Genomic DNA, 19,227 nt, shown 5'->3' on the forward strand with positions numbered 1-19,227 from the left:
ATGGGCCTTTACGGTAGCGCGCCGGAATCTCCGGACCCGAAGGAAACGGCATCCGCCCAGACCGCGACGAACATCGGAACCGCCGTTGCCAACAACGTCATGGGCAACGTCAACCAGGTGACGCCGGACGGCAACCTGACCTATACCTATACTACCCAGAAGTGGACGGACCCGCTCAGCGGCAAGGTCTATGACCTTCAAGTACCGACCGCAACGCAGGAGCTTTCCCCCGAGCAGAAGGCCATCAAGACCCAGACCGACGCAGCCGAACTCAACATGGCGACGCTGGCCAACAATCAGTCTGGCAAACTGAATGGCCTACTCGGCACGCCGATGGACATGTCCAAGGCACCAACTGCCGGCAAAGCATCGACAATCGGACTGCCGCAATATCAGCAGTTCGCGGGCGGTCCGAACCTTCAGACGAATGTCGGCAATGCCGGCGACATCACGAAATCCTACGACGTGGACTTCGACACGTCGCGCTATGAACAGGCGCTGATGGACCGGATGAACCCGCAGCTCGATCGTGATCGGGCGGCGCTGGAAACTCGGCTGGTCAACCAGGGCCTGCAGCCGGGATCGGAAGCCTATAACCGGGCGATTGACGAGGCAAACCGGTCTGCAGCAGACGCCCGTTACGGAGCGATCCTCAACGCCGGCCAGGAGCAGAGCCGCCTTGCGGGCCTCGCGCGCGATCAGGCGTCGTTCCAGAACGCAGCACAGCAGCAGCAGTTCGGCCAGAACGTCACGTCTGCAGGCTTCGGCAATGACGCCAACCAGCAGATGTTCCAGAACCAGAGCACCACGACCGCAGCGAACAACGCGCTGAAGGATCAGACTTTCAACGCGCAACAGGCAAAGTTCAACCTTCAGAACCAAGAGCGCGCGCAGTATCTCAACGAGCAGTACGCCCAGCGCAACCAGCCGATCAACGAAATCATCGGCCTCATGTCCGGCGCCCAGGTCAACAGCCCGAGCTTTGTCCCGACGCAGAGCAACCCCATGCCTACGGTCGATTATGCCGGCCTCGTCCAGCAGGACTATGCGAACAAGATGGGCGCCTACAATCAGAAGCAGGGCAATATGCAGAGCCTGTTTGGCGGCATGCTCGGGTTTGGCGGTCAGCTCGCCAGCCTCTCCGACAAGAACGCCAAGAAAGACATCAAGAAGGTCGGCGGCCTCTACGAGTACCGCTACAAGGGCGAAGGCAAGAACGCTCCGAAGCGCATCGGCGTCATGGCGCAGGAGGTGGAGAAGGTCCGCCCCGACGCAGTCTCGCGCCGCCCTGACGGACTTCGGCAGGTCAATTACGGCGCTCTCTTCAACGCAGGGAAGCGCAAATGAACAGGTATGGCGGCTATCAGGGCGCGATGCCCCAAGCGACGCGTGAGGAGCTGGCAAAGCGGCTTCAGGCGCAAATCATGGGGCAGCCGTTGCCTCAAACCATCGGCGGCGGCGCGGGCATGCTCGGGGCTGGGCTCGCCGCGGGCTTTGCCAAGCGCAACGCGGCATTCCCAACCGCTCCCGGCGCCGTACAGCCGTCTATGATGACGGGCTTGGCAAACTTCTTCACTGGCGGCCGAAATGGAGGTCTTTACTGATGGCCTATTCCTTCCTGTTCGGCGGCAACACCAACGAGACGCCCGAGTCCATCAAGCGCAAGCGTGAACTCGCCATGGCCATTATGGGGGCGTCAGGCGCCCCGCGGAATGTCGGCGAAGGCCTAAACGCGCTCGGCTCCGGTATCGTGGCCGGAGTCATGAACCGCAGGGCCGACAAGGCAGAGGGTGCAGGGCGCAGCGCTGCAAGCGACCTGTTCAAGCGGATCATGGGCCAAACTCCGAACGCCAGCGCCTCGAGCATGCTTTCGCCTGGGGTGAAGCCATCGGCCGGCACGGCGAGCGCTGGCGACGTCAACATGAGTGGGAACGATATCTATTCCAGCTTCATGGATACGGTCGACAACAGCATTTCAAATCCGTTCGGCCTGGCAGCCGTAGCGGCGACCGGCAAAGCGGAAAGCGGCTTCTCTCCGGGCAACGCGAACCGAGCATGGTCTGACCCGAGCCAGAGCGGGCAGGCGGGCACTGCCGGCGGCATTATGTCGTGGCGCGCCGATCGGCTCGAGAACCTCTATAAGTACGCAGCGACGAAGGGCGAGAAGCCCGGCGCGATCAGCCCGCAGACACAGGCTGAATTCTTCCTGCAAGAGGATCCTAACCTCGTCACGGCGCTGAACAACGCCAAGAGCACGGAAGAAGCCCAGCAGATCATGAACAACGCCTGGAAATTCGCTGGCTATAATCAGCCTGGCGGCGAGGCGGCCAACCGTCTCGGCTATGCGAATGCCTTTCTGCCGAACTTCCAAGGCCAAGAGCAGCCGCAGCAGGTTGCGAGCCTTGATCCGTCGATCGGTGTTCCCTCTGCACGTCCGCAGCCGACCGCACCGATGCACGCGGCCGCCGCCCAGCCGTCGTTGACTGACGAGGTCGCGGCCTTCGAGCAGACGCCTGAATATCGGTCCCAGTTCCCCGGCATGAACGCGCAGCAGCCCGCACAGGCTCCCATCCAGAACGCCCCGCAACAGGTTGCCCAGGTACAGCCGATGCAGCAGCCACAGCAGCAGGCACCGCAGGGCCCCGGCCAAATGGAACTCTTGCAGGCGCTCAGCAACCCGTTCCTGAACGAAGAGGAGCGCGCCGTGCTGCAGACGCTCTATCAGCAGCAGGTTCAGCAGGCCGAGAACGCCCGCGAGCAGCAGCTATGGCTCCAGCGCCAGCAATACGAGACTGAGCAGAAGCGCAGTGATCCCGGCTATCAACTCGGCTTGGAAAAGACGCGCCAGGAAGTCGAGAACCTCAGGACGCCGGAATATCAGACGTTGAGCCCGGAAGAACGTCAGGTGCTCGGCATACCGGATACGGATCAGCGCGTCTACCAGCGCTCCCGCGGCGGCAAGATTGACGCAGTTGGGGGCGCCGGTCAGACGATCAACGTGGGCAACGAGGTGGACGCACGTAAGGCGGCGGCGCAGGAAATCGGCCTCGATCCGAAGGATCCGCGCTATCAGACGTTCGTGCTCACCGGCAAGATGCCGCGCGAGGACGCCCAGGCGCTCACAGCGACTGACAAGAAGGCCATCCTAGAGGCGGATGAGATGGTAGCTGCGAACCAGAGCGCGCTCGACGCTCTTTCTCAGGCGGAATCTCTCTCGGACAAGGCGAATAGCGGCTGGTTTGCCGGCGCGCGGGCGTCCATCGGCAATAACCTGCCCGACTGGATGGTGCCGGATGCCGTTTCGAGCCCGGAAAGCTCCCAGGCAACGACAGACATGGACAACGCCATCATTGGCCAAGCCATCACGCAACTCAAAACCATCTTCGGCGGTAACCCGACAGAGGGCGAGCGAAACATCCTGCTCGAACTGCAAGGCTCGTCGACGATGCCCCGCGAGGTCCGCAAGCAGGTGTTTTCCCGAGCCCGTGCACTGGCTGAAAAGCGACTGCAGTTCAACAATGACCGGGCAGCCGATTTGCGCGGCGGTACCTACTACAAGCCTGATCGGGCGCCCGCGACCGGTCAGGACATCGATGATCTCCTGAAGAAATACGGAGCGCCGTAATGGCCACCATCGAGCAACTTTCCAGCGCTCTGATCAATGCCGATCGAGCCGGTGACGTCGAGGCGGCACGGGCACTCGCCGCCGAGATTTCGCGGATGCGAGCCGCGCCCCAGCCTTCCGCGCTGACGACCACGCCGACTAAGCCGGCTCCGTCTGAACCTGTCGACAGCCGCGACAATTGGATGGGCTCCGTCGACACCTTCATGCGAGGTGCCGCCGACACGATGTCGTTTGGCTTGGCCGATGAAATCGCCGCCGGCGGGGACGCACTCTTCAATCCGATATTTGGGACTGGACATGACGGTGGTTCTATCTCGGAACGGTACGACCGAAACCTGAAAGCTGAACGCGAGACGGACGAGCTCGACTCCAAGAACCGAATGGCAGAGCGCCTGACGGGCCAGATCCTCGGCGGTGTCGGTGGGGGCGTCGGGTTGGCAAGAAACGGGCTGTCTGCCACCACGAACGCGATCAACGCTGGCAAGGGCTTGGCGGGCGTCTCCAAAGCGGCGGCGGTAGAGGGAGCGATCCTAGGCGGCGCGCAAGGCTTCGGAAGCGGTGAGGGGCTTGATGGACGGCTAGGCGGGGCTGCAACCGGAATAGGGCTCGGCACCGTCATGGGCGGCGCTTTGCCATCCGTCGCAACCGCTGTCTCAGGGGCTGTCAAAGGAGCGACTGCGCCTTTCGTGGCTCCCTTCCGACCCGAAGCTTACACCAACAAGGCTATGCGGACTTACTTGCAGCGGTCGGGAAAAACCCCGGAGCAGATCACAAGCATCATGCGATTGGCCGCCGAAGACGGGCAGCCGATGTACACAATGGCCGATGCTATGGGGAATGCTGGCCAGCGGGCCCTCGTGCCGGTCACCCGGACGCCTAATGATGCGCGCCAAGAGGTGAGCGAGTTCCTTGTCCGCCGGCAGATGGGCCAGCCTCAACGTCTTGCTAATGCGCTTGCGGAAGGTTTCGAAGCGCCGCAGACATCTGATCGGGTGACGCGGGCCCTAACGGATGCCCGGGATGTGGAAGCGGATGCTCTCTACACCGCAGCGCGCCGCAACGCCGGGGCAGTCAACGCAACGCCGATCTTGGACAGGATCGACGAGACGCTTTCTCCTGGCGTCAACCGCGTCGTCAGCCCTCGCGACAATATCGGGAATGACACAATCGAGGGGGCACTTGCTCGCGTGCGCCGGATGATCTCGGACGGCAATTCACAGGTGACGGATTTCAACGCGCTTTTCAGGGTCAAGCTCGACCTTGACGATATGATCGCACGGGCGGATGCGCAGGGCGCCGGCAACCGCGCGCACTACCTAACACAGGTCAAGCGGGAGGTTGATCGGGCGCTCGAAGACGCTTCCCCGGCGTTTCGGAGCGCAAATGACACGTTCGCCACACGCAGCCGCGTAATCGACAGCGTAGCCGAGGGGCAGGCCGCGAAGTCCGGCCGTATTCGGGCGGAAGACAGCATCGACCGGTTCAACAGCATGACCCCTGATCAGCAGCAGGCGTTCCGTGCCGGTTATGTGGACCCGATCATCGCAGATATCGAAAGCCATGCCATGGGTCCGGCGACGAACCGGGCTAGATCCTTGACTACGCCGAAATACGAGCAGGAGTTTCAGGCCTTCGCTGCACCTGGAAGGGCGGAGCAGCTTGGGAACCGGATTGGCCGAGAGAGCCGGATGTTCGAAACCAGCAATGCTGCCCTCGGAAACTCTCGCACTGCGGACAACCTCGGTGACATCGACGACATGGCCAATTTCGACCCGGCCGTTCTTTCGAATTTGTTGCAGGGGAATTTTCCCCAGGCTGCACTGGCTGGGGCTCGGCAGGCGTTCGCTGCGGGCAAGGGATTGCCGCCGCGGGTCGTGGAGCGGGTAGGACGACAGTTAATCGAAACCGATCCGGAAAAGGCACTGCAGGCCCTTACGCGTGTGCGAGGTCAGCAGGTCAGCCGTGACCAACTCCGAGCAATGATCCTGGCAAGCATGTTGCAAAACGCAAACGCTGGGACTGCTCGTCTACCATAGGTGCTTGAAGCGGACGGATGCCCAGAGCATGAACATCATGCCTGTGGCGCCGCCTATCACGGCGGATCGCCATTCAACACCGTAGGCATAGATCATCCCGAACCAGGCGAAGGCTAAAAGAGCAAAGATCAGCCGGAAACTTTCCGGCCGACGATCGATCTTCGGTTCATGGGGGTCGTGCTCAATGCTGTGGCGCGCGGTCATCGCCACAACATACACGAGAATCGGAGGAAAAGAAGATAGGCAAGAATGGCCGTTCTGCGAAGGTTTTCACCACACCCATCGGACAACAACCACGATCATAAGGGCGGCTGCTGATATTGTGATCGAGGCGAGAAAACCAAACACGCTGGCTACGACAGTGTTTACAAGGTCAAAAGCGGGCAGCGAGGTAGAAAAATCCATCTTGCCGGCCCTGACGTCCGCTATCTCTGGCATCGAAACAAAGAAATCTCGGTCCGAGCAGAAGAACTTTCTAACGTTGATGTTTCCGAATTCGTTTCTCGCGGCTAGTAGAGAGGGATCGTCTAGGCGCGCTGCACACTCATAGTCAAGCCGATTTTCGATATTACTTCTGACGCTGGCTTGATAATCCGAGTAGCGCTCAATGGCATCTTTTACGGCGAAAGCTCCACCGACAATGATGGAAAATCGGAAGCCTCGTAAGAGCCACTTTTTGTAAGGGAATGATGCTGGCCTATTTAGCGGGTCTTCAATGCCGTTCATTTCCTCACTCCACATCAATCCTCGACGGAGCCGAGTGGGATGTAGCCATTGCCTGTCAGCCAATCGCGAAGGATTCGGCGCATCGCCTCGTTCCTGTCGACGCCGTACTCCGCCATGAAGAGCTGAATGCCGCGTTCCATATCCTCGTCTAAGTTCATCATATCTCGCCCCATGGTTGCCGGGGCCGATGAAATCGAAATTCAGGTCAAATGACAAGGCTCCCGATGCGGGGCCTTTTTCTATGGAGAATGCCTATGCCCAGAACAGGTGGTGTGTATGCCCCTCCGGCAGGTACGAAAGGCGTGTCCAACACGACCATTCAGAGCGTGCCGTATAACGCATTCGTTGACGATCTGACGGACGACGCCAACAACGCGCGACCGGTCACGGCAGGCGGTACAGGCGCGACCACGGCGAGCGGAGCGCGGACTGCGCTCGGGCTCGCGATCGGAACCGATGTGCAGGCCTACGACGCTCTTCTGGCCGCCATAGCCGCTCTTACTACGGCGGCGGATCAGGTGATCTATGCCACCGGCTCAAACACTGTTGCAATGACCGGGCTCACCGCGTTTGGGCGGTCGCTGATCGATGACGCTAGCGCTTCAGCCGCACGCACGACACTGGATGCACAACAGGCGGATGCCGCGCTGACGTCGATTGCCGGACTAACTACATCCGCAAACCAGATGATCTACACGACGGCGCTGGATACTTATGCGACGGCCTCCCTAACCGCTTTCGCGCGCACCGTGCTAGACGACGCAGACGCGACAACGGCGCGCGCCACGCTTGGTCTTACGATCGGGAGTAACGTCCAGGCATATGACGCGGCCCTAGCGGCCATCTCTGGTCTCGCATTTACCGATGGTGGTTTCATCGTCGGCAATGGCACCACTTATGTCATTGAAAGCGGCGCGACCGCTCGGACGTCACTCGGCCTCGGTACGATGGCGACGCAGAATGCGACTGCCGTCAATATCGACGGCGGCACGATTACGGGCATTACCGACCTTGCTATTGCCGATGGGGGAACCGGCGCATCGTCAGCCTCTGCGGCTCGGACAAACTTGGGGCTCGGCGGTCTCGCAGTGCTGGACACCACCGACCTCTTCTATACAGGGAGCAGCGCATCCAACACGTCGTTTCCCGTAGGATCTATTATCGCTGTCAGCGGGACGATTGCTCGTGCAGCAAGCAGCGCCGTTTACTTATACACGCCGAACACAAACCAATTCATCACGACCGTCGACGGCGCCCAACTCTCCGGCACTTGGCGCGCGAGAGGGCAGACAGCGGCCGGGATTTCCCTGATGCAGAGGGTCGCATAATGGGTATCGTGATTGCTTCTCTTCGACGTACGCACGAAGAAGATGTTCTTCTCGTCACGCTCGTCTCTGGCGGCCAGCAAGTGGAATATTGCTATCGATCGGATGATCCCTATGGGCTGAGCCCAGCGATCAAACAGTGGCTCGAGGACAACGAGGGCCAATACACGATCGAGCCAAACGCGCTGGCTTAACAGGTCCGCTTTCCGCAATCGCCTCAAATCCGAGACCGAGGATTAACAAACCCCGGGCGGATGGCGCCTTTTCAAGACCATGAAGGCTTCGGCGATTGCCCGCATATCTCCAGGGCTTACGTCGTTGCCGACTAACTCGCCGGAGTCTTCCCATTGGCAGCGATCGATATGAGCGGTGACAGCATCACCGTGGGCGTTGGCGTGACGACTGCTCAGCGCTACGCAACCCTCTTGGCCAACTCCCTCAGCAGAACGATAGCCAGTAGGGCCAAGAGCGGCGACATGGCCGCCGACCAGGCACAGAAGGCGATATCCCAAGCTCGCGCGTCAACCTCCATCGCGACGATCATGGTCGGCACGAATGACGAACGCGTCTATGGCACCAGCAGCGTCCGCCGTGGCTACTACATCGCGTTCCTACGCCGTCTAGTACTCGACGCGGCGGCGCCGGTCAGGAAAACGGGTCGGAGCACGGCGGTTGCGAAGGTCGGAATGTGGTTCAACACGCAGGTCAATACGATCGGCATGACGACCACGCAGAAGGGCGCCAAGGCCACGGCGACTGTGAACGGAACCGCCGTCTACATCGGGACTATCATTCAGAACCACCCGTCAGCGAAGGGAACGGCCCAGGTCAGGATTGATGGCGTGCTGAAGGGCACCATTTCCAGCGACGGGACCGGCGACGGCGGTATGACGACGGCTAATGGCCTCTCCTACGGTCCTGCCGCTTTTCGTTTTGGGGGTCTTTCTTCCGGCAATCACAAGGTCGAACTCACTGTCACATCTGCAAACGGTCAGAATTTCCGGCTCGACTACATCGCCGGCAATACCAGCCAGACCGGAGTGAAGACGTTCGTCTCGAACGTGATCCGGATGAACGCCTATGGCTATGCCAAGTTCGGCGGTAGCGACGCCAGCGTTTCGGCCTTCAACACCGACATTGCGACGCTCATCAGCACGTTGTCGGCTGATGGGCTGCAAGCGTATGCCGTCGACAACTGGTCGCAGATCAATCCGGCGACGCATCTCCTGACTGATGGCATCCACCCGAACGCGGCCGGACACGTCAGGCTTTACAACGCATTCAGGACGGCCATCCTGGCTACCCTTTGACGCCGACGATATAGGGCGGGTCGACCAAATTCTCCGGGCGAGCCCCAAAATTAAGGAGGTGACGGCCGCCGTGTTCGTCGGCGATCCGTTCGGCGAACTCTCGAACAGTCACCGGCTGTCCGGAGCAGATGTTCACGGCGCCTTGTTTTGTCCCGAGGGCTGCGTCCACTATTTGCTGCGCCGCCTCTTTGACATCGAGATAGTCGCGAACCTGCGTTCCCTTCGTGAGGTCGGCAACCGTCCCTTCCGACATCGCCTTGCGGAGGTAGGGCACAAACCGGCGCTCGTCCTCTCCCTCTCCGTAGAGATAGAAGAGCCGGCACCAAACGAACTCCGTACCGCGCGAGGGGAGCAACTCGGAGAGTGCGGTAAAGATGGCTGCCTTCGCTGCTGCATATGGCGTGGTCGGCTTTAGCGGCGTGTTGGTGCTCAGTGTCCCTGCGCTCACATCATACTCGATGCAGGTTCCCGTGCCCACAAAGCGGCGAACGCCGACATCAGCAGCGGCTTTCGCCATCCGCAACGTGCCTATCAGGCAGTCTATATTTTCGGGGGCAGTAAGGTATTTCCCAGCCACGACGTACCAGGCCAAGTGAATGACGGTGTCGATGCCTTGAAGCGAGTCGCGCCACCAGGCGTCGCTCTCGTCAAATGCCGATCTGGTCGAGATGATGCGGTCGCGCGCGAGAGTGCCTTCGAAGGCGTCTTCCTTGCCTTCGCGGACCAAAGCAAAGACGTCTTTGCCACGCGCGACAAGATTGCTAACGACGTGCCTGCCTACGAAGCCCGTCGCGCCGGTAACGAGAATTCTATTCACAGTGCCCCCTCAGAAGATCCAGAGAAGCTTGTAGCGAGTTTTGCGGCGGGCGTCATTCCAGAACATCCTGAACAGCAGAACCCGCCTGAGAAGAGTTGTCTGTGGCAACGCGTCCTTCACGCGATAGCAGCCCATAGTGTAGGCCATACGCTGGCGTAGCTTCTCCCTGAAGCTGGTGGCTCCATATTTTTGTTCTGATCCGGAGCCTTCATAGAAGTGGAAGGTGGGGCCTTCAACATATGCCACCAGTCCTCGGACGACGAACTCGGCGACGACGTAGGAGGCGAAACACCAAGGTGTGCCGAGGTCGAACCATCGGCGCATCAGGATTTCAATCGCGCCGTCTGACCGGTAGACGCCATAGAACCACTCGGCCGGGAACGTCAGGTTACGCGGGATCTTGCCGCGTCGGTATAGGTCCTGGAAATCAATGGCGCTTCTGTTTGGCGTGGCGAGGCGCGTGACGCCATCTCGGATACGCTTCGTCGCGCCGGCTGCGAGCAGTTTCGCCGGATCAGCATCGAGCGCGGCTACAAGCTTCGACAGATAATCCAGCGATGAGACATCGTCACACGCCCGGAGACAAAAATAATCGCCGTGCTCGGCGCCCAAGCGAGCGGCCTTCGCTAGATTGTCGAGCATCCCTACGTGAATGTCATTGCGCAAGATGGAGAAGCGGTTGTCTCTCTCGCAAAAGCGTGTCGCGATAGCCAGGCTGTCGTCGGTGGAGAGGTTCTCCAGAATAATAGCGTGAAAATCGGTGAAATCCTGATCGGCAATGCACTGGAGGCTTTTCTCCAGGGTTTTTGCCCCGTTGTAGACCGGGAAAACCACGACGAGTTTTGATTTCGGCATAGGGTTCCTCAAGTTTGCTCATGTCCGTCGTGCTCTCTCTGTTCTGATCGCTTCGGCGAGTCAATTGGGGCGCTTCGGCGCTCCGCAAAGAAATCCGCAACAAGCAAGGTGAATATGTAGGGACGACCGTAGTCTCCACCGGGGCATCTTTGGGCATGACAAAGGAACGTTCGGCCTCTGTTCATCATTGAGGCACTAGAATCGTGCATCCTGACCAGAGGAGACCGAAGATGGCCGGTTCACCGTTCAAGATTCTTCTCGCGCTCGCGACTGCAACCGCTCTGACTGCTGCGCCGGGAGTTAGTTTTTCTCAAGACTTTGACGTCTACATCGGCGGCGGTCATGTGCCTCGCTACTACGATGAATACAGGCCGCGGCGATACTACCGCGAGGACTACCCTCCGGAAGCGTATCAATGCACAGAGCGGCAGGCGCTTTACATGTCACGGCAGTATCTTCGAAAGCCGAGAATCGGGCGAACAACCAGATATTCGATCGAGGTTAAAGGGATCGGACGCCGAGGAGAACGCAATCGCGTTATCTTTGGCGCTGAGCCCGGCTGCCCGCGGATCGATTAGGATCTGGCTAAAATTTGGGCGTCTTTTGTTTGCTGCTGCTCGGTTGGCCTCGCCCTCGGCCTAACTGACGAGCAGAACGGCGCCATGTGGACGGCTGCACTCAGCCTCTGATCATTCCCTGCTAACGCCACCGATTGCTCGTCTCGCCTTCCAGCATCGCGACCGCGTCAGCCTCGATGTCGCGGCAGAGCTTTTCATATTCCGCGAGTAATTCTTCGCGGCAGGGGATTTCCTTGCGGAGGTCCTCGACGGTCAATGCCGCGACCTCATAGGCTCTGCACAGGCTTCTAAATGCCAGGCTGTGATTGCTGACCACGAGTTCGCGATGATGGGGCAGAGCGAGCCTGAGGCGCGCGCGGCCGGCCCTGACCATCTCTATTCCCGAGTTCAATTTGGCGTGGAGAATATCGGCCTCTTCGGGGGGCTCACTGCCGGACTCTTCGTTAATCATGGCCTCTCATTCCCGAAAATTTGCGTTGGTCGAGTTTTAGCCCAGCGACGTACCGGCGCAATGGGCTGATCATGAAAGTCTCAATCCTTCGCTCCTTCCGATCGAGGGTATCTATCCAGAAAGGAAATCAGATGGACAAATCCGTGCCTCCTGGCGCGGCGCTTTTGCTCGACTTCGTCCGTGAAACGGAAGTAGGCCGGAGCGACCGCGCATCCTATGACGTGATCTATGCCAACAAGCAGGGGAAGCTGAAACAGCCACTCACGACGATGACCTATGGCGATATCGTCGACGCGCAGAAGTCATGGTCGAAGAACTTCGGCTCGAGCGCGGCAGGGGGCTATCAGTTCATGCGGGCGACGTTGATCGGGATGGCGAAGGAAATCCACTCGCTTCGCGGCGATATGCTCTTCGCGCCCGATCTGCAAGACCGGCTCGGCTATCACCTGTTGAAGCGCCGCGGGTATCAAGAGTTCGTCACCGGCAACATGACGCTGGACGAATATGCCAAGAAGCTTGCGATGGAATGGGCGTCCTTTCCGGTCCTGTCTGACACCAAGGGCTCGCACCGGTTCGTCAAGCGCGGTCAGAGCTTCTATGCGGGCGACGGGCTCAACAAGGCGCTGGTGAAGCCTGAGAAGGTTGAGGCGGTGCTGAAGCATGTCCTTGAGGTCGCTCGCCGGCCGACTGATGTTCTCCTTAACGATGCGGCGCCGACCGAATCTGGAAAGCAGCTGGGCCTTGGCCCGGAACAAACGATCCGCCCGGAAGCCAAGTCTGCGTCTCGCGGCATTGTCGCACTGATCGGGGCCGCACTCGTCGCCTTGGGGGCCTTCCTCTCCTCCATTCCTTGCAATCTCTTCGGCGTCTTCTGTGGGGGCTGACATGACCGTCTGGATTCGCATCGCGCTCTACATGGTCGCCGGGTGGCTCTACGGCTCCGGTCTCATCGGAGAAGAGGTCAAGGTTCTCATAACGACCGATCCGGCATTGGTGGCGAGCATTGAGGCGGTAATTTCCGCTCTGATCGCATCTGTCCCGCTTGTTTGGTGGCGGCTGGCGAAAAGGCTTGGGTGGTCGACATGATGTCCCGACTCAACCTCGCGGCCGGCGCCATTGCTGGCGGCCTCGTCGTTTTCCTCATCATGCAGGCGGCCAACGCGCTGTGGATCATCCCCGCGGCGAAGGACGAGGGCCGGAAGCTCGAACGCGCCGAGCTCGATTCCGCAACCAATAAAGCAATTGGAGAACTGCGAGATGAAGCTGATCGCGCTCGCTTTAACCGCCGCCTGTGCATTGAGCGCGGCCGGCTGTACGTCAACGCAACAGGTCAGTGCGTCGAAAGACCGTCTCAACCAGGCGGCTAGGGCCGTCGTCGGCACTTCCTTAATCGGCGCTCGAGGCAAAACGCCGGCCGATCAAGACAAGATCGATGAAACAGTCGCAGGGCTGTGCGGTGCCCGCGCCTGGACGCAAAGCGAATGCGCCCGCCATGATACGGCGCAGTGAACCATTTCAGGAATCGCAGGGCATACGAGGGGCAAGGAATGGGGCTTGAGGATGAAGCGATGGAACTCCCGAAGCGCGCTCAAAAGCTTGAGTGGAATCTTAATTCGATCCTAAACCTCATCACCCTCATTGGGATGATCGGAGGCGGCGGCTGGATCTGGGCGAACACCACGCGCGATATTGAAGAGCTTCAAACCTGGCGGACAAGCGTCGAGCAAACCCAGAAGGACCGCCTTGCCGAAAGCCGAGAGCGCGACGGCCGAACCGATGAGCGGTTCCGCGGGCTCGAGGCGGAGGTTCGCAAGATCGACAACCTGACCTATCGGGTGACCATCACGGAGCAGTCGACGGCGACGATCACGTCGGCCATCAAGGATCTTCAGACGTTGCTCAATCAGCAGTCCGGCGACTTGAAGGTCGTTCGCGAGATATTGCAGCGGATCGAGGCCAGCCAGCGCGACGGCAATCAGCTTCGGCGCTGATGCCCTGCCGCCCATCCCTCTTGCGGGCTCTTTTTCTTGTCTCCGTTTTCACTCAAAATACCACCTTGCCGGGTGATTAATCGTGCCTACCTTCTTTTAGGATGCAAGGAGGGAAGAATGGCAGACGACCTCAAGAAGAAGGGCCGCGACAGCGAGTTTGTCTCAACGCAAGAGCACGAGATTGCCTACCTCATGAAGGCCACGCATAAGACCAGGGAAGAGGTGCTCAAGGCGATCCGCGAAGTCGGACCCGACCGCCAGATGGTCATGGAGTATCTTTCTAAAGGCCCACTTGTGACTCGCTCAAGCGGCAATTGAGGGATAAACTATCCATGCTTTCCTTCACAAAGTCGGTACTCAGCGCCCGCCGGACAAGCGGGCGTTTTCTTTCGTTGCCGGGTTGCGTTCCACGAGCGTTGCACGCGCGTTTCATGCTGCTGTCGAAGTCTTCCGGCTTGCCGTACAGGTTCGCCTGCACCCAATCGCTATACCGCTGCAGAACGCGTCCTAGCGCAGCCGAGTGCGAAATACAGGTGAGTGCTGAATTGTCGCAGTGAAAAGAGCCTACCACTCTGCACGTGGCGCTTGCATGCGCAAACTGGACGGGCGAAGTGTGTTTCGCCTGTGAATTCGAACGCTCGGGCTTGAAAGCCTCCCTGCCCAAAACGGTGGTGGAGGCTTTCTTTTTTGACCGCTATCCCAGTATTTTGCCGCGTTGACGCACTAATCTTGCCAGGAAACTTGGCGACCACTTCAGATCATTCCCGAAAAGGACGCCTAAAGACGGGCCTGACGCTGCCGGTCTTGTGCGTTGAGGAGACCGACGAGGTCATCGGCATCTATTAGGTCCAGCAGGCAGAGCTGTTTGCCGCCGACTTCAGCCGGTTGCCCGGTGAAGATGTCTATCACCGAACAAGTGCCGTTAGGGTCAAGCCGAAGGTCGTACCGCCGGTGCAACATCACGGCATTATAACGGATCTACTTCGGATTAGCAGCGCGTCGTAAAGGTATATGGAAATGAGGCAATGCTCGCTTGGAAGAGCGTCTCCAAACTTTCGCTAATATCCCCGTTGCCGCACATCCGCGGTCAACAGCAGAAGCGCGTCTCGGGGGAACCCGGCTCGCTGAAGAGCGCGAAAAAGCCCCGCACTAATGGCGGGGCAAGTCGTGCATCCAGTTTGGCTTCAGCCTGGATGCGGGGAAGCATCCAATTGAAGGCGGCGTCCGGAGGGGATCTCGGACGCCGCCCTTAAGGAGGAATTCGCCGCACCTCCTGAGTGACACGACGGCACATAACGCAACTCTTCCGAGTTTTGTTCCCGCGTTTTATACGCGCAATATGACGAACAACAAAAAAGGCCGGTTAAACCCGACCTTCCGTCTCTCGCCTTCCGCCGCTGCCAGTACATCCGTGGTCAGCAGCGGGAGGCATATGAGTGAACCCAATATAAGCACCGGCTGGATTTTAATCAAACCAGAAATCAAAGATGAGCGGCACCCGCGAGGGGAGGCTTTTGGGCACCGCTCACCTGGCAGCAATCCCATCGCCCGCATTCTTGGGGCGACCGATTCCAACTCAGATCACAGCGGGTTGGTTCCGCCCCTACAGCGGAAAATCCCTCTAGCGCTTCATTCCGGGGTGGATGTACCGGCCGCTATGCGGGACGGCGGAAAGAGGCTCCCTGCACGGGGATTTTGAGCGGGGACGGCCTACTCGGCGGCTCCCTTGGGCAAGGACATCTATCTCGCCTGATCTCAGGCCCAGACCATCAAACACAATCCGGAGACAGACAAATGCTTGATCGCCCGATCCAGGCAGCCGCCGAAGGCTTGCCTAAGATTAGCCTGAAAACCCGCCGCGCGATCGAAGCTCATATCGAGCGATTGATTGCACTTCTAGACGAGATCGACGGCGACTCCGACCTCGAGCCGGCGCTCGGCTGGACCTTCCATGGTCCGAGTGTGCTGTCCGAAGCCTCCCACAACGATGATGACCGGGAATGGGACGACGAGCGGGAATGGGATCCTGCCGAGATGGGCATCGCAGACATGGATGGCGTGATGGAGCAGTGGCTAGGCTTCCAAATGGGGAGGGGGTAGCGTCCAATGACTGCGATCAACTTCCCGACGGAAATCCGGTTTGCGCCGCTCTCGTATCTCTGTATCTGTTGATGGTGACGCCCATCTTCTCCGCCAGCACCGACTGAGATAGTCCGGCCAGCGCACGAATGCGGCGGAGGTTGGAGGCGCGACAAGGTCGACGTCGGTCGGAGGCGGAGCTGACCTATTCGGTCGGGCCGTTCGGCCTCGTTAAGGCAGCGTGAAGCAAGGCGGCGTCACGCACGCCGCTTTGGTAGAGCAGAATCAGCCTCGCTGCGACCACTTCGGCCTCTTCACTCTCCCGAGGCAGCCGTAATTCCCAAAGAACGTCTTCGAGAACAACCTGAAGGTCACTGAGTTCCTCGGAAGAGATCGGGTGAAAGCGATAGTTGAAGCCCACCACGTTAACTCCTCTATTGGAGGGCGAAGCGTAACCACGTTCCGGTCACCGGCACGCCCCTAGCAACCAGCCGATGACAGAGGCAGTATACTCCCATTCGGCAACACCATGGGCCGAAAAGCGCTCGCGGGCACGGGCAAGACCCGGCAGTATGGAGGAGCCTGTGGCAGACGATACGCAGAAGAAGGGCCGCGATAGCGAACATGTTTCGACGCAGCCGCCCACTGACGATTGCCGGCTAAGACAGACAGGCCACCTCGTGGATTTCTGCCTAGCCTCTATTCCTTCCCATCAAGAACAATCTTCAACGTCCTGATCACATCGGCGGCATCGACGAGAGCGTCTCTGATCTCTGCTACGGTAAGGCTATCAGCGCGGGCCGCCGCCACCTGAAGGTCAATCACAACATCCTTCGCGCGATTGCTGCCGGGCACGCCGGTTTGCTCGCGCATGTCACGTATTGTGGCAATCGATCGATTGAGCAGACGCTTGACTTCGAACGGCGTTAGCCTGTCCGCTTCGTTCGCGGCTCTGATCAGCTCTGCAATGAATAGGGTGGTAAGGCTCATAACCCGGCAACCCCTTAGAAGCTTGGCTCACGTCGAACACAAAAGTGCAGAATACGCTAGCTAATTCAGCTAGCTGCCGGCGAGCTGCATCGAAATAGGGCGCATGCCTGTGGAGCTTAGCTATCCGGAAACTTTAAAACCGCCGGTTTGGTGGACCGGTCGGAGCTGCCGCGCATACAACCTCGCTCGTCAGAATGAGGGAGAAGGCCACCATGCAAGATAACATCCGTCCAATCGCACCGGTTAGCGTTGCCGGCCTGATACCGCAGGCGCCAGCCACCGGCATTCCGATTTGCGAGGTCGTTGACCCAAATACCTTGTATGTTGACCCGGCCTACCAGAGGAGCGTAGGCGAACGAGGGATGCGGCAGATTCGGCGCATTATTGAAGGCTTCGACTGGGCTAAATTCAAACCGCCGATTTGCGCTTACTCGGAATGTGACGGCAAGACGATTCTCAAAGTGCTTGATGGGCAGCATACAGCGATTGCTGCCGCATCCAATCCGCACATACGTTTGATTCCCGTCATGATCGTTGAAGCGGACGACACGATAGCGCAAGCGAAAGCGTTCATAGGACAGAACACTGATCGCCTCGGAATTACGACGCTGCAGCTCCACCAGGCCGCTCTGGCCGCCGCTGATGAAGACGCGCAGACGCTCGAGCTGGTTTGTTCGCGGGCCGGCATAAAGGTGCTCAAAACGACGAACGCTTACACGGGCACGGGATCGCGCCAGACTATCGCCGTCAAGCAGATCGAGGCCTTGATCAGCCGGCAAGGCGCAAAGAATGCTCGTGAAATTCTTGAGGTTCTGGCCAATGCCGAACGTGGCCCGCTGACAGCTCCACAGATCAAAGCTGTCGAGCTCCTCATGACTGATCCTGAGTATGCCGAAAAGTTTAACGCGGAGGACCTGACCGAGGCCATTGTCGATCTACTCCACACCGCGGAAGACGAAGCGAAGCTCCTCGGGGTGACGCACAAAATCACCTTCTGGAAGGCGCTCGCCATCACCTGGTTCAGGAAGTGCAAGAAGCGGCGACAAGTCCCTGTCAAGGCGGCATAGAAGCACTTCCGGCCGCCCGGCGAAGCGCGCACATGCGCCTGGCCAAAGAGGCAGACCAGCAGGTGCTATCGGCCACATGACGATCTGCCAAAACGGTGTTTTTTTTGCCCGGAAGCGCAGGTCCATACTCAGGCAAGCTTGATCCCGAATATAGGCACGTGACATTCGGTAGATGCTGCACTACCTTGCCGATAAAGTTCCCCAGAGAAAAAGCATGAGTATTGTCCAGCTTTCCGAGGCCAAAGCACTGACAGGCGGATTCTACACCGTCAGCGAGGTTGCGCGGCTCCTAAAGATCGACAGCGAACCGCGCATACGTGGTTGGCTTCGCGGCTATGGCAATAATGCAGGCCCTGTGATCGAGCGGCAATATCCGCGTAGGGGTGCTTTTGATGAGGTTGGCTTTTACGACCTCATGGAGATTCGATTTATCGAGTACTTCAGGCGCCAAAAGATAAGTCTTCAAAGCATCCGCAAAGCTGCTGAAGTGGCACGCAAGGAGCTTGGACATCGTCACCCGTTTGCGCTTTCTGACGTGAAATTCGTTACCGATCGGAAACGGATATTTCACCTCACCGCGGAGCAGACGAACGATGCCAAACTTCGCGATCTGGTGACCGGTCAGTACGCTATGTACGATGTCATAGAGCGCTATTTGGCCAAGGGTATAGAGTTTAATCCCGGAAGCGGGTTGGCAGAATATTGGCGGCCAGACGCGGCCAAGTTCCCCAACGTTGTGCTTGACCCAACCAAGGCTCACGGGCAACCAGTCCTAGACGACTACGAGGTGCCAACGTCTGTTCTATTTGGCCTGTGGCGGGCGGAGGACCAAGACTATGATGCCGTCGCCGACTGGTATGAAATACCGAGGGAGAAGGTAGAGCAGGCTGTCGAGTACGAGATCGACCTGGCCGCATGAATATCATTGGCGACGAACATGTCTCACCAAAGATAGTACGGGCGGTCCGTGAGATTGCCTTGCGAAGAACGTGGACTTTGGAACATGTCATCGGCAGCGCCTATCGCAGCCGACCAGATGAGGACTGGATTGCCGCATTCGCTCACGCGGGCGGTCACGTTTTCCTCTCGGCAGATCGGGACATGTTGCGCCGCCCGACCCTATTGGCAAAAATATCTCAGCTCGATTTGATAGGCATTTATCTCCCGGCTCAGTGGGCCGAAGCGAGGAAACAATATCAAGCTGCGCATATCCTTTATTGGTGGCCAGAGATAGAACGGGTGATTGAGACTTGCCAAAAAGGAACAGCCTGGATCGTCCCCAAGGGCCTCGGGTCTGGTGAATTGCGGTTGCACGTCGAGAGGCGAGGCAATAACGCTTGGCAACAAAAAAGGCAGGGTTAAACCCGACCTTTCCGT

The 19,227-nt window shown here is 59.0% G+C and carries 26 protein-coding genes; 18 read left to right on the forward strand and 8 right to left on the reverse strand.

The genetic code is table 11. The annotated features are described in order from the left end of the window. Genes CO676_RS15275 through CO676_RS15295 form a run of 4 tightly spaced genes read left to right on the forward strand, consistent with a single transcriptional unit; the run spans position 1 to position 5,661 of the window. Complete coding sequence (locus CO676_RS15275) at positions 1–1,347, forward strand: tail fiber domain-containing protein (RefSeq protein WP_097521678.1); 1,347 nt, start codon at positions 1–3, stop codon at positions 1,345–1,347. Continuing rightward, a complete protein-coding gene (locus CO676_RS15280; RefSeq protein ID WP_097521679.1) occupies positions 1,344–1,604 on the forward strand; it encodes a hypothetical protein in 261 nt (86 codons plus the stop codon). Before CO676_RS15275 ends, CO676_RS15280 begins: the two co-directional genes overlap by 4 nt. Next, positions 1,604–3,625 (forward strand): phage tail tip lysozyme, encoded by a 2,022-nt coding sequence (locus CO676_RS36050; RefSeq protein WP_245424321.1) that lies wholly within the window; start codon positions 1,604–1,606, stop codon positions 3,623–3,625. Before CO676_RS15280 ends, CO676_RS36050 begins: the two co-directional genes overlap by 1 nt. After that, positions 3,625–5,661: a hypothetical protein gene (locus CO676_RS15295; protein WP_097521680.1), complete on the forward strand. Its 2,037-nt coding sequence runs from the start codon at positions 3,625–3,627 to the stop codon at positions 5,659–5,661. The genes CO676_RS36050 and CO676_RS15295 overlap by 1 nt, the downstream gene beginning before the upstream one ends. Here CO676_RS15295 and CO676_RS15300 read toward each other — a convergent pair. The 3 genes from CO676_RS15300 to CO676_RS35230 all read right to left on the reverse strand — a co-directional run bounded on the left by CO676_RS15300 (position 5,653) and on the right by CO676_RS35230 (position 6,545). Beyond that, the gene (locus CO676_RS15300; protein WP_245424322.1) at positions 5,653–5,865 is read right to left on the reverse strand and encodes a hypothetical protein; all 213 of its coding nucleotides are present in this window, start codon (positions 5,863–5,865) and stop codon (positions 5,653–5,655) included. The two genes, CO676_RS15295 and CO676_RS15300, sit on opposite strands and share 9 nt — an antisense overlap. A 66-nt stretch (positions 5,866–5,931) precedes the next feature. Next, a complete protein-coding gene (locus CO676_RS15305; protein WP_144340136.1) occupies positions 5,932–6,387 on the reverse strand; it encodes a hypothetical protein in 456 nt (151 codons plus the stop codon). Positions 6,388–6,401: 14 nt separating this feature from the next. Then, the gene (locus CO676_RS35230) at positions 6,402–6,545 is read right to left on the reverse strand and encodes a hypothetical protein (RefSeq protein ID WP_210202619.1); all 144 of its coding nucleotides are present in this window, start codon (positions 6,543–6,545) and stop codon (positions 6,402–6,404) included. Between the two features lie 96 nt (positions 6,546–6,641). Between CO676_RS35230 and CO676_RS15310 the strand changes: the two genes are divergently transcribed. From CO676_RS15310 to CO676_RS15320, 3 genes are all read left to right on the forward strand, one after another. After that, positions 6,642–7,715 carry a hypothetical protein gene (locus CO676_RS15310; protein WP_097521683.1) on the forward strand — a complete coding sequence of 358 codons (1,074 nt, stop codon included), beginning with the start codon at positions 6,642–6,644 and terminating at the stop codon, positions 7,713–7,715. After that, the gene (locus CO676_RS15315) at positions 7,715–7,906 is read left to right on the forward strand and encodes a hypothetical protein (RefSeq protein ID WP_097521684.1); all 192 of its coding nucleotides are present in this window, start codon (positions 7,715–7,717) and stop codon (positions 7,904–7,906) included. Before CO676_RS15310 ends, CO676_RS15315 begins: the two co-directional genes overlap by 1 nt. 153 nt (positions 7,907–8,059) lie before the next feature. Further along, positions 8,060–9,022 (forward strand): SGNH/GDSL hydrolase family protein, encoded by a 963-nt coding sequence (locus CO676_RS15320; RefSeq protein ID WP_144340137.1) that lies wholly within the window; start codon positions 8,060–8,062, stop codon positions 9,020–9,022. Here CO676_RS15320 and CO676_RS15325 read toward each other — a convergent pair. Next, positions 9,012–9,839 carry an NAD(P)-dependent oxidoreductase gene (locus CO676_RS15325; RefSeq protein ID WP_097521686.1) on the reverse strand — a complete coding sequence of 276 codons (828 nt, stop codon included), beginning with the start codon at positions 9,837–9,839 and terminating at the stop codon, positions 9,012–9,014. The genes CO676_RS15320 and CO676_RS15325 overlap by 11 nt on opposite strands. A 9-nt stretch (positions 9,840–9,848) precedes the next feature. Next, positions 9,849–10,694 (reverse strand): glycosyltransferase family 2 protein, encoded by an 846-nt coding sequence (locus CO676_RS15330; RefSeq protein WP_097521687.1) that lies wholly within the window; start codon positions 10,692–10,694, stop codon positions 9,849–9,851. A 230-nt stretch (positions 10,695–10,924) separates the two neighbouring features. Between CO676_RS15330 and CO676_RS34550 the strand changes: the two genes are divergently transcribed. Continuing rightward, positions 10,925–11,272, forward strand: coding sequence for a hypothetical protein (locus CO676_RS34550; protein ID WP_144340138.1), 348 nt, complete (start codon positions 10,925–10,927; stop codon positions 11,270–11,272). Positions 11,273–11,393: 121 nt separating this feature from the next. On the opposite strand, the gene CO676_RS15335 is transcribed toward CO676_RS34550, so the two are convergent. Next, positions 11,394–11,723, reverse strand: a complete 330-nt coding sequence (locus CO676_RS15335) for a hypothetical protein (RefSeq protein ID WP_097521688.1) — start codon at positions 11,721–11,723, stop codon at positions 11,394–11,396. Positions 11,724–11,854: 131 nt separating this feature from the next. On the opposite strand from CO676_RS15335, the gene CO676_RS15340 reads away from it, so the two are divergent. The 7 genes from CO676_RS15340 (at position 11,855) to CO676_RS15375 (ending at position 15,814) form a co-directional block, all read left to right on the forward strand. Beyond that, positions 11,855–12,607 carry a hypothetical protein gene (locus CO676_RS15340; RefSeq protein WP_097521689.1) on the forward strand — a complete coding sequence of 251 codons (753 nt, stop codon included), beginning with the start codon at positions 11,855–11,857 and terminating at the stop codon, positions 12,605–12,607. A 1-nt stretch (position 12,608) separates the two neighbouring features. Continuing rightward, positions 12,609–12,809, forward strand: a complete 201-nt coding sequence (locus CO676_RS15345) for a hypothetical protein (protein ID WP_097521690.1) — start codon at positions 12,609–12,611, stop codon at positions 12,807–12,809. Then, positions 12,809–13,090, forward strand: a complete 282-nt coding sequence (locus tag CO676_RS15350) for a hypothetical protein (RefSeq protein WP_245424323.1) — start codon at positions 12,809–12,811, stop codon at positions 13,088–13,090. Before CO676_RS15345 ends, CO676_RS15350 begins: the two co-directional genes overlap by 1 nt. After that, positions 12,981–13,232, forward strand: coding sequence for a hypothetical protein (locus CO676_RS36055; protein WP_097521691.1), 252 nt, complete (start codon positions 12,981–12,983; stop codon positions 13,230–13,232). The genes CO676_RS15350 and CO676_RS36055 overlap by 110 nt, the downstream gene beginning before the upstream one ends. 38 nt (positions 13,233–13,270) lie before the next feature. Continuing rightward, complete coding sequence (locus CO676_RS15360) at positions 13,271–13,714, forward strand: hypothetical protein (RefSeq protein WP_097521692.1); 444 nt, start codon at positions 13,271–13,273, stop codon at positions 13,712–13,714. Positions 13,715–13,831: 117 nt separating this feature from the next. Beyond that, positions 13,832–14,032 carry a DUF3606 domain-containing protein gene (locus CO676_RS15365; protein WP_097521693.1) on the forward strand — a complete coding sequence of 67 codons (201 nt, stop codon included), beginning with the start codon at positions 13,832–13,834 and terminating at the stop codon, positions 14,030–14,032. Between the two features lie 1,476 nt (positions 14,033–15,508). Next, a complete protein-coding gene (locus CO676_RS15375) occupies positions 15,509–15,814 on the forward strand; it encodes a hypothetical protein (RefSeq protein WP_097521694.1) in 306 nt (101 codons plus the stop codon). 184 nt (positions 15,815–15,998) lie between these two features. On the opposite strand, the gene CO676_RS15380 is transcribed toward CO676_RS15375, so the two are convergent. Beyond that, entirely contained in the window at positions 15,999–16,214 is a 216-nt protein-coding gene (locus CO676_RS15380) for a hypothetical protein (protein ID WP_245424324.1), read from the reverse strand. A gap of 278 nt (positions 16,215–16,492) precedes the next feature. Next, positions 16,493–16,783, reverse strand: coding sequence for a hypothetical protein (locus tag CO676_RS15385; protein WP_097521695.1), 291 nt, complete (start codon positions 16,781–16,783; stop codon positions 16,493–16,495). Positions 16,784–16,995: 212 nt separating this feature from the next. On the opposite strand from CO676_RS15385, the gene CO676_RS15390 reads away from it, so the two are divergent. The 3 genes from CO676_RS15390 to CO676_RS15400 all read left to right on the forward strand — a co-directional run bounded on the left by CO676_RS15390 (position 16,996) and on the right by CO676_RS15400 (position 19,212). Further along, entirely contained in the window at positions 16,996–17,850 is an 855-nt protein-coding gene (locus CO676_RS15390) for a hypothetical protein (protein WP_097521696.1), read from the forward strand. Between the two features lie 172 nt (positions 17,851–18,022). After that, positions 18,023–18,769 carry a DUF433 domain-containing protein gene (locus CO676_RS15395; protein ID WP_097521697.1) on the forward strand — a complete coding sequence of 249 codons (747 nt, stop codon included), beginning with the start codon at positions 18,023–18,025 and terminating at the stop codon, positions 18,767–18,769. Further along, complete coding sequence (locus tag CO676_RS15400) at positions 18,766–19,212, forward strand: hypothetical protein (protein ID WP_097521698.1); 447 nt, start codon at positions 18,766–18,768, stop codon at positions 19,210–19,212. Before CO676_RS15395 ends, CO676_RS15400 begins: the two co-directional genes overlap by 4 nt. The last annotated feature ends 15 nt before the right edge of the window (positions 19,213–19,227 follow it).

This window comes from Sinorhizobium sp. BJ1 (genome assembly GCF_002531555.1).
Classification (GTDB): Bacteria; Pseudomonadota; Alphaproteobacteria; order Rhizobiales; family Rhizobiaceae; genus Sinorhizobium; species Sinorhizobium fredii_B.